11 protein-coding genes and 1 tRNA gene are annotated in these 13,226 nt (G+C 58.1%); 3 read left to right on the top strand and 9 right to left on the bottom strand.

Annotation, left to right across the window (positions count from 1 at the left end):
* Positions 1 to 13: 13 nt before the first annotated feature.
* A complete protein-coding gene (locus R1W01_RS15180; protein ID WP_297758195.1) occupies positions 14 to 1,006 on the bottom strand; it encodes a hypothetical protein in 993 nt (330 codons plus the stop codon).
* 166 nt (positions 1,007 to 1,172) lie between these two features.
* On the opposite strand from R1W01_RS15180, the gene R1W01_RS15175 reads away from it, so the two are divergent.
* On the top strand, positions 1,173 to 2,819 hold the full coding sequence (locus tag R1W01_RS15175; protein WP_297758197.1) for a hypothetical protein: 1,647 nt from the start codon (positions 1,173 to 1,175) through the stop codon (positions 2,817 to 2,819).
* A 63-nt stretch (positions 2,820 to 2,882) separates the two neighbouring features.
* Here the strand turns inward: R1W01_RS15175 and R1W01_RS15170 are convergent, their stop codons facing one another.
* From R1W01_RS15170 to R1W01_RS15150, 5 genes are all read right to left on the bottom strand, one after another.
* On the bottom strand, positions 2,883 to 4,004 hold the full coding sequence (locus tag R1W01_RS15170) for a class I SAM-dependent RNA methyltransferase (protein ID WP_297758200.1): 1,122 nt from the start codon (positions 4,002 to 4,004) through the stop codon (positions 2,883 to 2,885).
* A 60-nt stretch (positions 4,005 to 4,064) separates the two neighbouring features.
* Positions 4,065 to 5,054 carry a hypothetical protein gene (locus tag R1W01_RS15165; protein WP_297758203.1) on the bottom strand — a complete coding sequence of 330 codons (990 nt, stop codon included), beginning with the start codon at positions 5,052 to 5,054 and terminating at the stop codon, positions 4,065 to 4,067.
* The gene (aepY, locus tag R1W01_RS15160) at positions 5,047 to 6,192 is read right to left on the bottom strand and encodes a phosphonopyruvate decarboxylase (RefSeq protein ID WP_317275306.1); all 1,146 of its coding nucleotides are present in this window, start codon (positions 6,190 to 6,192) and stop codon (positions 5,047 to 5,049) included. Before aepY ends, R1W01_RS15165 begins: the two co-directional genes overlap by 8 nt.
* A complete protein-coding gene (gene aepX / locus R1W01_RS15155) occupies positions 6,192 to 7,487 on the bottom strand; it encodes a phosphoenolpyruvate mutase (protein WP_317275305.1) in 1,296 nt (431 codons plus the stop codon). Before aepX ends, aepY begins: the two co-directional genes overlap by 1 nt.
* A gap of 226 nt (positions 7,488 to 7,713) precedes the next feature.
* A tRNA-Pro gene (locus R1W01_RS15150) sits at positions 7,714 to 7,790 on the bottom strand.
* A gap of 127 nt (positions 7,791 to 7,917) precedes the next feature.
* Between R1W01_RS15150 and R1W01_RS15145 the strand changes: the two genes are divergently transcribed.
* Positions 7,918 to 9,513, top strand: a complete 1,596-nt coding sequence (locus R1W01_RS15145; protein WP_297758209.1) for a Na/Pi cotransporter family protein — start codon at positions 7,918 to 7,920, stop codon at positions 9,511 to 9,513.
* A gap of 2 nt (positions 9,514 to 9,515) precedes the next feature.
* Here the strand turns inward: R1W01_RS15145 and leuB are convergent, their stop codons facing one another.
* Both leuB and R1W01_RS15135 read right to left on the bottom strand, forming a co-directional pair.
* Positions 9,516 to 10,619 (bottom strand): 3-isopropylmalate dehydrogenase, encoded by a 1,104-nt coding sequence (gene leuB / locus R1W01_RS15140; protein WP_297758212.1) that lies wholly within the window; start codon positions 10,617 to 10,619, stop codon positions 9,516 to 9,518.
* A 58-nt stretch (positions 10,620 to 10,677) separates the two neighbouring features.
* Complete coding sequence (locus R1W01_RS15135) at positions 10,678 to 11,571, bottom strand: LysR family transcriptional regulator (RefSeq protein ID WP_297758215.1); 894 nt, start codon at positions 11,569 to 11,571, stop codon at positions 10,678 to 10,680.
* Between the two features lie 93 nt (positions 11,572 to 11,664).
* On the opposite strand from R1W01_RS15135, the gene R1W01_RS15130 reads away from it, so the two are divergent.
* Entirely contained in the window at positions 11,665 to 12,534 is an 870-nt protein-coding gene (locus tag R1W01_RS15130) for an NAD-dependent epimerase/dehydratase family protein (protein ID WP_297758218.1), read from the top strand.
* On the opposite strand, the gene R1W01_RS15125 is transcribed toward R1W01_RS15130, so the two are convergent.
* Positions 12,535 to 13,226 (bottom strand): endonuclease/exonuclease/phosphatase family protein (locus R1W01_RS15125; protein ID WP_317275304.1); only part of this gene is annotated, 692 nt, incomplete at its 5' end. It lies immediately after the preceding gene.

The raw sequence follows: 13,226 nt of genomic DNA, 5'->3' as shown, positions 1-13,226 counted from the left end.
TTTGTCGCTGACGCTACCGGGTTTCCCGCGCCTTGGCCAGAGATGGACCACCGACGCGCCACCGTTCGGCATAGTGCCGGATCGCAATGGTGTTCGAGCGGTTTTCAAGGCTGCCATCGCCCGCGTTGATGTGGCCAAGCGCCGTATCCTGCAACTGCCCCCAATCCTTGCGCGGAATAAAGCTTAGACCGCGGGTCGGCACGACCATCTTCGGGGCCTTACATAGCGCGCTCGTGCGCACATCGTCGGCGAAGAAACAGGCCCGCGGGATATCGGAGAAATCCGCCAACACCGCGAGATCGAAGAACCGGGGCCGCAGGGCATAACCAAACACCCCAAGAAGCACGTCGGTCTCACGCGGCACACGAAGGCGCGTCCCCCGCAATGGCGCGGGCGGCAACATGAAAAGATTGCTTCGGATCGTCGTCGGCGCATCCACAAGCGTTTCCGGTACGGTCCACCCCGCATAACAAACCGCACAATCGGGAAGCGCCGCCGCCGCCTTCTCGATCCCCTCCACGGCATCGCGCGGATAAATCCGGTCATCGTCGACCACCATCACGACCTGATCCGCCTCTTCGGCAAGCAAGGTCGGGATCGCCTTGGTCGCGGGGCCCATATCCTCACAGCGCCGGATCTCGATGCCGCGCAATCCTTCAAGATGTTCTGGCACCTCATAGGCACAATCTTCGCGCAACGACCGGTACGGCACATTGAGAACGATTTTTCTTGGCGGCCGGCTCTGGTCAAGAAGCCCCTTGAGCGCATGGTCTATGACGCCAATCCGGCTCGGGATCGTGGTCAGGCTAACAACAATATCCGCCTTGTCCTCGACCAAGGCCCAGCGCGCGTCCCATTCGGCAAGGCTCGCTCCGGCCAGCCGCCGCTCACGGAGCCGATCTCGGACATAGCGCTCTCCCTCGAACAGGTGATGCACATACCATGCCCCCCCTGCGAGCACGGCCAACCCGCAAATCCCCACGATAACGCCAATGGCCAGGCCCATACCGACTTCCTTCTTTCAAAAGCGTTTTGCCCAAAACCAAGTCTCAGGGTCTGGCAGAACGCTTCAGGACAAGGGCTTTAACAGTCACCGCGCCTTAGGCAAACCACGAACTGGCAAACCCGGCAAAAACCCGGTTAAGTAACCTCAGACAGAGTGGAAAACCGGAATGACAGACCCCCAACCCCTTTACGTGACCGGCGCCGACGCGCGCTATGCGCGTTGCCTGCACCAACTCTTTGGCGCAGCCCACCGCAAAGGCTGGACGAGGGATGCGCAATGGGTGGTCTACGATCTCGGCATGACATTGGCGCAACGCACCTCTCTGACCGAACATTTCCCATGGCTGCGCTGGGAAACCCTCGATTTCGAGACCCTTCCGCCGCATTACCCGCCGCATCACGGCAATTACGCGTGGAAGCCCGAGGTGATCTGGCGCGAGGTCGCCGCCGCCCAAGGGCCCGTGATCTGGATGGATAGCGCAAATATCCCGCTCGCCCGGCCAGATGCGATGCTCGCCCACGTGCGCGACAACGGTCTCTATCTCTTACGCGGACAGGCCCCGATACAGGAACGTTGCAACCCCGAGGTGCTCGACCGGCTTGGCGCTCCACGCTGGACTTGGGGCATGCGTGAATGCGTGACTGGGATTGTGGGCCTCGACGCCACAGCCCCCCGCATTCGTGCGCTCGTCGAGGACTGGGCGAACCATGCTCGCGACCTCGAAACCATCCGCCCGACGCAACGCATCGAACGGCATATGAACGATCAGGCCGTCATGAACGCTCTCATTGCCGGGCCGGTCTGTCGCGGCGAGATCGTATTGCCCGAAGAAGATGTCGATATTAGTTCGGGCCGCCCAACCCGCCTGCTTTCGACCCGAAACAAGCTCAAACCGGATTTCCCTCTCTGGGCCGGTTTTCTCGCCCGCGCCTATTACCGCCTGCACAAACGCATCGATCAGTTCCTCTATCGTCTCGATGATTTTCATCTCGACCACAATCCGTTCTGGCGCATGTACAAAGAGGAATTCATCCTCCACTACAAGACAGGCGACGGTCCCACGAAGACAATCAAGGCTCCCTTCGGGCACTACTACGCCGACCCCTTCCTCATCGAGGAGAACGGCATCCTGTGGGCCTTCTTCGAAGACTTGAACTATTTCGATGACCGCGCCGCGCTCTCGGCCTTGCCATTGATTGATCCGCAGGGCCGCACAATCCCGGTGCTCGATCCCGGCGTGCACACCTCCTTTCCTTTCCTGTTCCGTCACGAGGGAGATCTCTACATGCTTCCCGAAACCGGCAAGAACGGACGGCTGGAGCTTTGGCGCTGTAGCCATTTCCCCGCCGAATGGCAGCGCCACCGCGTCATCCTCTGGGATGTGAATGCCGCCGATAGCGTCCTCTTCGAACACGACGGGCGCTTCTGGCTCCTGACATCCCTCGAAAGCCCCTGCCCGGGCGGGATGTATCGATACCTCGCCATCTTCCATAGCGACGATCCCGTGAATGGCGACTGGATCGCCCACCCGATCAACGAAAAGGGCCATGACGTCACCGCCCGTGGCGGCACCGGGCGCAACGCCGGTGGCGTATTCCGTCACGAGGGACGCCTCCTACGCGCTGTTCAAGATAGCACCGCGTACTATGGCGAAGGTATGGCATTCCGCGAGATCGTCACCCTGACCCCCGAGGCCTTCGAGGAACGCCCGGCCGAGACGCCTCCCGGCCTCGAGATGTCAGAGGATGAAGGCGTGCATCACCTGACCCGCCTTGGTGACACGATCATCTGGGATCAGCGCACCCGGCACTGACGGTGCGCGAAATCCGCACCACCGCGATACAGACGCAATACCGACGTAATACCGACGTTGGATTCAGAGCGGTTTCGTCTGGTAGAGACGCACCTTCAGACCGCCATGCGCAACCGGCGGACCGGGCGGCTCAAACGGCAACCCCGTCGCCCGCGCCAGGCTCTCTTCGGTGGTGACAATCCCCACGCGCCAGCCTTGGAAATGCTCTTTCAACCGCTGACCCAAGGCACTGTGCAACGCGAACAATCCCCGCTTGTCCCCGATCCGAGCACCGTAAGGCGGGTTCACAATGACAAGCCCCGCAGGCCCTTCCGGCCGCTCAAGATCACCGACACTGCGCACCTCGAAATTGGTTTGCTCCAAGACCCCGGCGCGCGCAGCGTTGGCCCGCGCCGCCTCGATCGCACCGGCATTTCGGTCAGAGCCAAAAAAGCGTATTTTCCCTTTGTTAGAGACTGTTTTTGTCTCTAACTCCGCTTGGATTTCTGCCCATGCATCGGCATCGAACGTCACGAGATCCTCAAAGGCAAAGGACCGCGCCCGCCCCGGCGCGAGCCCTGCTGCCATCTCCGCCGCCTCGATCACGAAAGTCCCAGAGCCGCACATCGGATCGAGCACCGGCTCCGCCCCGTCAAAGCCAGCCGCGCGCAAGAAAAGCGCCGCCAGGGTCTCGCGCATTGGCGCCTTGGCCACGGCCTCCTTGTAGCCGCGCTTGTGCAGAAGCTCGCCCGAGGTATCGAGCGAGAAGACACATTGGTTTTCTTCAATTCTGACACGGACCGAGACCGCTGCGTCTTCGCTCAGCGCAAGACCACGGCTCCCCAAAGCCCGCTCCACCCGCTCCCGCGCCGCCCCCGCATGATAAATCTTCGACCGCCGCGTCGTCACCTCCACCCGCACCGGCACGTCCGCGCGCAGGTACCTATTCCACGGCAGCTCTGAAGCCAGTTTCTCAAGTTGCGTCAGATGCATAGCCTGAAACGCAGCAATCCGCACCAACACTCGGCTTGCACCGCGCAGCACGAGGTTGGCGCGCCAGACATCGCTCCAACGCCCCCGGAATCGCACGCCACCGGCGGTTGCCTTGGGCTTGCGAAATCCCGCCTCGACGGCTTCGTCACGCAACACAACTTCCAGACCCGGCGTCGCCTGCAGGAATATCTCGAAAAGAGGTTCGTTTTTCATAGAGACTGTCTAAAGCACAAGCCGCCCCGGCGCGACCCACCCCTGAACGATTGGCAGCATCTAGGTCGCGACCTCGAGGAGGTCGACGATCTTGCCTTCTGCCCGCGCACCAAGATGGACCTCACCGATATGGCATGTGATGCTCGCCGCGCGTGTTTGGCGAGGAGCGTAGAGCACCGCTTGAGAATCCGTTGCCCGTATCCCCACATCGAGCGCCGTACAAAGCAAAGGCTGTTGCTCTGCACTGTAGAGCAGATGGTCACTGAACCGGTCACAAAAGACCCGCTTGTTGATGACAACAGCTTCACGGTGATCGGCGTGGTTTTCCAGAACAGGCTCGAGAGACAGGATCGCATGGTACGGGCCTGTCGTTTTCTTGTCGGCATAAGTCGAAAGGTCGGCGATCATGTCCTCGACCGCATTCTCCGCCTCGCAAGAATAGGAAATGAACCCGGCTCCGGTCAGGCCGAAAAGCCCCTTACAAGAGCTAAACGCAGTGACATCTGCAGCGTCGTGCCCGGTTTCAAGACCGATAGACGCCGTCGCATCCAAGGCAAGCTTGCCGCCGACCCGACGCACCAGATTTGCAAGGCCAGAAATGGGAACGAGCGTGGCTTCGCTGGTTTCCGTGTAGACAGCGAGGACCCAATCATAGGAGCCACCCACATGGTCGATCTCTTGCCAGTTCACAATGTCTATCTTGCGAATAAACCCGTCCCGCTTGCGACGGCTTTCGACGATCATGTGCAAGCGTTGCGCATAGTAGCCCGAGTCGACCACAAGCACCTTGCCATAGAGAAAATTGGCAATCATGACCTCGATCGCGCTTGTACCCGAACCTTGCATAGCCACTGTCTTGTCCTGCCCGGCCAACTTGGACACCATGTCGAGCACGCGCGCGTAGCTATCTAGAAAGGCTTGGTCTCCGCGCCCGAAACAAGGGCGCAAGGCCGCCACGTTTTCATAGACAAGGCTTGCAGGGCCCGCCGTGAAGAGCGGTTTCTCGGTATTGTAGGCGGCGATCCGCGCCGCAGAGAGCATATCAGTCATTTCTTGGTCCAAGCATATCCATAAAGGCGAGCTTACTATTAGATGGCGTGGCTTTGGGGCGTCCGAGATTGTATCGCGCTCCGGGTGCGACCATGATCTCTAGAAGGCTTGCGTGACTTGATGCGAGCGCCCTGGACAGAGCGGGCCTGATCTCTTCCAGCGAGGTCAACCGTGCCGCACTCCCATAACCGAGCGCTGTGGCTAGGTCGCTCAACGTCGCATCTGGTCCTGCCGTGGTTTGACCACCGACAGAGTCGTGCACCCTGTTGTTAAAGACGATATGGACAAGGTTGTCCTGGCGCGCCGAGGTCGCAAGACTTCCGGCATGCATGAGCACGGCCCCATCTCCGTCGAAACAGGCCACTTTATGCCCCGGTATACTCATGGCCAAACCGGTCGCGATCATGACCGCATGTCCCATACCTCCGACCGACAAGAAAGACGGACCACCAATGCTGTTGGCCTGCTGAATCTCATAGACCTCGCGAGATATTTTGCCGGTTGTTGCAACAACCGGGGTCGCACCCAAAGCGTCGAGTGCTGTCTTGATGGCATCTTCGCGTGTTGGAAGGGCGGTCTGTTGGTCTACGGGTTTCTGCGCTGGAGCGAACGTGTTCTTGCGGATCACAAGCGCCACGGGTTTGCTCTGCAATTCGGAGAGGCTCAAAAGGTCGGCCACCTGTTTTCGCACCCCTTCAGCCTCATCGTCGGTTCCGATCACGGCGTAGGGCACATCAAGCAACTCAAGCATGCTGCAGGTAATCTCGCCTTGGAAAACGTGCTGCGGCTCGTCCTTAAGCTGACCCTCTGCAGTCATCTCGCCACGCCAGCCAACGAGGAGCAGCATTGGGATGCCGTAGACCTTGTCGTGCGCAAGCGAGGTCAGCGGGTTGACGGCGTTGCCGAGACCCGAGTTCTGCATGAATACGGCAGCTGGAACCTTGCTCCCGAGATAGCTGCCAATTGCAAGTCCGACTGCCGCCCCTTCATCTGCCGTGACTTCGAACCGGCAACGTCCATGCGCCGCCCGCGTCTCGAGGCCAACAATGAGGCTGCTGAGAAGAGAGTCTGGCACGCCAAAGAAGCGCTCTACGCCCAATGCCGAAAGGTCGGCGAGGAATTCCTCGGCATCTAGCATTACGTGGTGCCCGGTATCAGTTTCAGGATTTGTTTGATCGAGATGATATCATCTTCGATTTCAGCGGTGCGCCCATTGGCCAGAATCGCCTGCGCCACCTTCTCCATCGCTTTGTAGGAGGCACGGAGCATGTGGTTGGCGTAGATGATGACCTTGACCCCATGCTCCTGCAACTCATGATCCTTCACGCGGTTATAGGATGATGGCACGACAACAATCGGCACATCAGGGTGCGTTTTTCGGAACTGATCGGTAAAGGCGAAGACTTCGTCTGGTTCCTTTTCCTTGGAATGGATCATGACCGCCCCCGCGCCAGCACCGACATAGGCATCCGCGCGCATCAGGGCATCATCGACACCCTTTCCAAGAATGAGGCTTTCGAGCCGGGCTATAACCATCAAGCCATTGTATTTCTGCCCTTCGATTCCGGCTTGGATCTTTTCACAGAATTCAGACACGTCGGCCTGCGTCTGGGGCACGTCCGTACCTAGAAGGGAGTTCTTCTTCAGGCCCGTCTTATCCTCGATGATGGCCGCGGCGATGCCCATACGCTCCATCGTTCTCGTCCGCAGTTCGAAATGTTCGGGCTTGCCGCCTGTATCTGCGTCCATCACCAGAGGTTTAGTCGTGACCTCATAAATCTCGTCTATGTTCTGCAAGCGTCGCGACACGTCGAGCGCTTCGATGTCCGGCAGGCCCATTTCCGTACTATCGGTCAAGGAACTCGACCAGAACCCGTCGAACTGAAGGATCTTGCCATCACGTTCGACTTGCATGTTCTCCCCGATGAGCGCTGCCAAAGGGCTATGAGCCTCGAGGATACGCACCAACCTCTGCGACTCTAGGAGGCGGCGAAATGCTTTCTGCCGGGCATAAGGAGAGGCAAGCGCCGCGGTCATTTGTGGCGCGATACTGCCGGTATCAAATTCATGGCTATAGGGGAGTTCAACGAATTGCCCACCATAGCTTTTGAGCTGTTCTATCACGCGGTCGCGCATCCCCTGCAACGGACCATCCCATTTGTCCCCGTGCACAAAGACGTTTGGCTTGTACTGCTCAAGGATAGCATCGAACCCCCAAGTATCCTGCGCGATCACTGCATCGACACAGTCGAGGGACTCGAGAATTTCCCGCCTCTGTTCAAAAGACAAAAGCGGCAGTGCTTTCTTGTTCTCAAGAGCGGCATCCGTCAGGAGACCGACGGTCACACGTCCATGTCGCTTTGCTTCCTTCAGGACTTTCAAATGCCCGTTGTGAAGAATTTCCATCGTCATGCTGACGTATACTTCGATCAAATGACCTGCCCCCTCGAAATTTCTTCGGATTTGACAGTATCTTGGCAGGCGACGCAACATGCGTCTCATGCGAATATCCAGAACAAGGCTTCCGATTTCGCACGTTGAAGCCCGTTGCACCTTTGCGAAGAGATCAATGCCGCGAACTTAGATAGCCCGGGCGCGCGAAGAGGTGCACTTACATTATCTTAGAAACAAAAAGGCGCCCGCAGGCGCCTTGTTTAATTGGTCGGAGTGAGAGGATTCGAACCTCCGACCCCTGCCTCCCGAAGACAGTGCTCTACCAGGCTGAGCTACACTCCGACCGTGGCGCGTGGATTATCCTTAAGGAATGCCTTTTGCAAGCGCCTTTTGGTGGAAAGAGCGGTGTTTTTCAGGTCTTCTTGCAGAGCATCTGTCTTTGGGTCAGACTTGGAAAAAAGAACAGAGCATGTCTGAAGACTTTTTCTACGCCTTAGGTGGAGTTGGGATGTTTCTCGTCGGGATGGAAATCCTGACACGTGCGCTACGCGATGCAACGGGATCCCGACTTCGAACGTTGCTCGCTCGATTCACTACGACCCCCTTGCGTGGTGTGGTGACGGGTGCATTGGGGACGGCGATCATTCAGTCTTCGAGCGCCACAACGGTTCTCACGGTCGGCTTCGTCGGTGCGGGCCTCCTAACTTTGGGAGAAGCCCTCGGGATCGTATACGGCGCCAATATCGGCACCACGATGACCGGCTGGCTGGTCTCGTTCATTGGTTTCAAACTCAATCTCGAGAACGTCGCATTCGCGCTTCTATTGCCTGCAAGTCTGCTAAGTCTGCTTGGGCGTGGCACCTCTGAACGCCTTGGACGGGTTGTTTCGGGGCTTTGCCTGCTCATTATCGGCTTGGACCTCATGCAAACCGGACTTGCCGACCTCAGCGGCACGGTGACACCGAGCCTACTTCAGGGACATGGCGTGGGAGGCTTCCTCTTTCTGATCTTTGTTGGGCTCGCCCTGACCATCGTGATGCAGTCTTCAAGCGCAGCTATGGCGTTGGCGCTTGTGATGCTCCAAGGAGAGGTAATCGGCTTGTTCCAAGCTGTCGGCCTTGTCATCGGCATGAACATAGGCACGACGTTTACCGCCATCCTTGCCTCGATTGGTGGTTCTCGCGCCATGAGACAAACGGCCGTGGCGAACCTCATCTTTAACTGTGTCACAGCCTTGCTTGCACTGCCGCTATTGGCTCTTTCGGCGCCTGTCTTGACTTCGGTTGCAGAACACTACGATGCACTAACCGCACTTCTCCTGTTTCATACTGGGTTCAACATCGCGGGCACGGTACTCTTTCTGCCTTTGACACCGCGTTTCGCAGCGGTTGTTTCCAAACTCGTCCCCCTTGAAGAGACACATCTGATTATCGAGCTAGACAAGAACCTACTCAAGCACTCTGACGCTGCGCTCGTGGGCGCGCAAGCCGCCACTGAGATAATCTCGCGCAAGCTTTTCGATGCTTTGTCCAAAGCCATGCAGGCGCAACCGGACTATCGGGCCATTGCCGCTCTTGCACCTGTTTCAAATGCTCTGACAGAACTGGAGGACTATCTTTCGCATATTCGGCCTGACCGAGAGAATGCAGACGAAGAGCGCACGTTCTCTGCCCTGCTACATCAAACAGACCATATGGTACGCCTGTTGAATCGGGCGGGACAAACCGCTCATCCCAAAGAACTGATAGAGGACCCCATGCTCAAACGCCCGACACTTGCGGTAGGTGCCGTTTTCCGTCGGCTAGCAAACGAACAGGATTTTGGCGAAGAGGCCGCGAGGTTAGGCCGGCTGCACGACTTGGTGCGACATCGAAAGAACAAGCATCGAAGGGGCCTGCTCCTTGGAGAACACGCGGGGATCTACAACCTAAAAGAAGTCTTCGCACACACCGATGCCATGCGGTGGTTAGAGCGCAGCCTTCATCACGCCGAGCGTGTCGCGCACTACCAAACGGTCGCACGGCAGGGCTTTCCCTCGGTCCCAGTGGGGACCGAGGGGGCCTAGACTCAGAGGCTCACGTCGAGCGCGGCGATGATTGCGCTGCCCATTTCGGAAGTCGACACCGGTGTGCCGCCGTCTGCCTGCATCAGGTCGGCCGTGCGCACGCCATCAGCGAGGACTTTCTCAACCGCCGCTTCAAGGCGATCTGCCTCGCCGCCCTGATCAAAGCTATAGCGCAATGCCATGGCGAAGCTCAGGATACACGCACTCGGGTTCGCCTTGCCTTGGCCTGCGATATCGGGGGCCGAGCCGTGAACCGGTTCGTAGAGCGCTTTCGGACGTCCGTTCTCCATAGGAGCGCCAAGCGACGCCGAAGGCAGCATGCCCAACGACCCGGTCAACATAGCGGCGCAGTCAGACAGCAAGTCGCCGAAAAGGTTATCCGTTAGGATCACATCGAACTGTTTCGGCGCGCGCACAAGCTGCATTGCGCCATTGTCAGCGTACATGTGCGAAAGCTCTACGTCCTGATAGTCAGCATGTACCTCGGTCACGACGTCGCGCCAGAGAATGCCAGATTCCATGACATTCGCTTTTTCCATGGAGCAGAGTTTCTTGTTCCGCTTCCGGGCAAGCTCAAAGGCCGCGCGCGCGACGCGATCAATCTCAGACTCGGTATAGCGCTGTGTATTGATCCCAACGCGCTCGTTGTTCTCGGTGAAAATACCCCGCGGCTCGCCAAAGTAAGACCCAGAAGTCAGCTCGCGGACGATCATGATGTCGAGACCAGAAACGATGTCCTTCTTGAGCGAAGAGAACTCTGCCAAGGCGTCGAAACACTGTGCGGGGCGCAAGTTGGCAAAGAGGTCCATCTCTTTGCGAAGGCGAAGAAGGCCACGCTCCGGCTTGACCGAGAAATCGAGCACATCGTATTTCGGACCGCCCACAGCACCAAGCAGCACTGCGTCAACCTCCTGAGCTTTGGCCATCGTATCGTCATGCAATGGTACGCCATGTGCATCATAGGCCGCGCCCCCCACGAGGTCCTCGCTGACATCGAACTTGAGGCCACGCTTGTCGCCGAACCAGCCAATAATGCGCTGCACCTCGGCCATAACTTCGGGGCCGATACCGTCACCGGCAAGGATAAGAAGGGATGGGTTGCTCATGGGTTTCCGTCCTTGATGAATTTACTTGCTGTTGCCCTATCGGCAGACGGCGAGAAGATCAAGAAATGAAGGGGGCAAGCCCATCGACGAGCAAGTCCCAAACGCGGGAAACGCGGGGGGTTTTTCGCATCGTCTGCTGCGCAGTTAACCAGACAGGCAGTTCCGGAATGGGCAAGCCCGGCAGCACTTCCACCATTCCAGGCGTGGACCTTGCGATGTTGCTCTGACAGAAACCAATTCCGCAGCCTGCAACCACGAGCGCCCAATAGGCGCTTTGATTGTCACATCGCACGTTGAACCATTCTCGCGTCACAGGCCAACCGGCTTCACGCATTGACTGGATCATAAGCTCGTTCCGGTCGTATCCAATCAGATCGAAGTGCTCGAGGTCATCCGGTGTCTTGGGAAGCCCCTTGTGCTGCGCATACTGTTCGCTCACGAAAAGACCGAGAGAGATATCGCCGAGATGACGCGCGATCATGTCGAGCTGTGTCGGGCGGTACATACGCACGGCAATGTCGGCCTCTCTGAACAAAAGGTTTTCCGTGCTGTCCGTCGCGACAAGTTCAATCTGGATATCCGGTTCGGCGCGCCGGATATCAGCGACAATCTGTGGTAGAGCATATTGTGCCATGAAAACGCTCGTCGTGATCCGAACCACCCCCGCGTGTGCTTGGCTCGCCCCCGCGGCCATGATTGAGAAGGTGCTCATTGCATCGTGCATCTTGTGCGCTTCTGGCAAAAGCGCCGCCCCGAGATCCGTTAGCTCCAATCCTCGGGCGTGTCGGTGAAACAGCTCTGCGGCGCAAAGCGCCTCTAGCGCATGAACCTGCCGACCGACCGTTGGCTGACTTGACCCCAGCTTGTGCGCCGCTGCCGTCAGAGACCCCGTTTCTGCCACAGCGAGAAAGGTGCGAACGAGAGACCAGTCGATATTCTTCAAATTATCCATTCATTGGTGAATATCATATCGACAAAAATTGGCAATTCACCTCCACAATAGAATGCCTCATTCTTGTAGTGAACTCGGAGATGGGGAAAGCAGATGACAAAGACAGTGTTGGTTCTTGGTGGGCACGGTCGCTTTGGGCGCCACGCCGCAATCGCCTTTTTGAATGCAGGTTGGACCGTAAGAGCATTCGATCGGCGCAAGGATGACCTACTGAAAGCGGCGACAGGCTGTGACGTGATCGTCGCAGCTTGGAACCCCGCCTATCCGGACTGGGCAGAGCAAGTTCCAGAACTTCATAGGCGCATCATTGAAACAGCACAGGCAACGGGCGCGACCGTCATCATACCGGCGAACGTCTATGTCTATGGCGATGGAAGCCCTTCGATCCTGATGGCAGAAACACCTCACAACGCGACAAACCCACTCGGGCGCATCCGCATCGAAATGGAGCGTGCATACCGCGAGAGCGGTATACCCGTTCTCTTCCTGCGCGCTGGCGATTTCATCGACACCGAGCCCTCGGGCAACTGGTTCGATCAGATCATGGTCAAGTCACTTCACAACGGGAAATTGACCTATCCCGGCAAGGCGGGGATTCCCCACGCTTGGGCCTATCTGCCCGATCTTGCTCGCGCGGCGGTCTTGCTCGCAGAGAAACCCGATTTCCCATCGGGCGCCGAGGAAGTGCTCTTTCCCGGCTATCAGTTGAGTGGCGAAGACATCGCCTCAAATCTTGAGGCCATCACTGAACGGCCGATCCGCGTTCATCAGATGAATTGGCTTCCTATCCAACTTGCTGCGCCATTCTGGAAGATGGGGAAATGCCTCGCCGAGATGAGATACCTTTGGAACATGCCCCACCAACTTGATGGAAGCCGTTTCGACACCTTGCTGCCGGATTTCAAAGCGACGCCGATTCAAGAAGCGCTCTCCCGCGCAACGGCACATTTGCGCAGCGCATAGCTACATCTCAAGATCGACCCAAACGATCCTGTGGTGGCTCGCGTCTATGTCCTTGTAGGAAAGCAACTCGGCTGTAGGCGCATCTGGAGCAGGCCAGAAAACACCTGAGCCGAGAATTTTCCAATCGTGGGATGGGAGAATATAGCTTGCCCGCATGTCGCCAGGCTCGGGCTCCGGCCAATTAACGGTATTGGCTTGAGCAAACCCGGACAAAGGCCTTGGGTCCTGCAAGCGGGGATCTTTCAGGAGGCTTTGTATCGCCTCCCGTCGACCCGTCCCGCGCGTCGGGTCGATGTTCGCGACACCCGCAATCACAAAACGCTCTTGGACGGGGGCACCAAAGACGCCATCGAGGTAGTGCAGCCAGAACCGGATTTCTGCCGCATTGCGCAACCCGTTCCGATCCTCTTTCCCATCGAAAACGGGTGGCGCGGCGTGAAACACGAGAAACCGCAGCTTTCCCCCGTTCGGAATATGGATCGGGACAACCCAGTGCCCCACGCTCGAAAGACGTTGCAGGGCTTGTGCTTCACTAGATGGGAAGGGGCGACCATCCGGCCATCGGGGTAACTGCGCGCCGGGCATATCCCTCCACAACCGACGACTAAAGTCCTCTACCTCGCTCTGATCGATGGGCCATCGCGATAGGATCGCCATACCACGATGCCCAGAGAAACGACCGTATCCTTGCG

The sequence above is a fragment of the Shimia sp. FJ5 genome, assembly GCF_032918335.1.
GTDB lineage: Bacteria > Pseudomonadota > Alphaproteobacteria > Rhodobacterales > Rhodobacteraceae > Shimia > Shimia aestuarii_A.
This window is presented reverse-complemented; position numbering and strand designations above follow the sequence as displayed.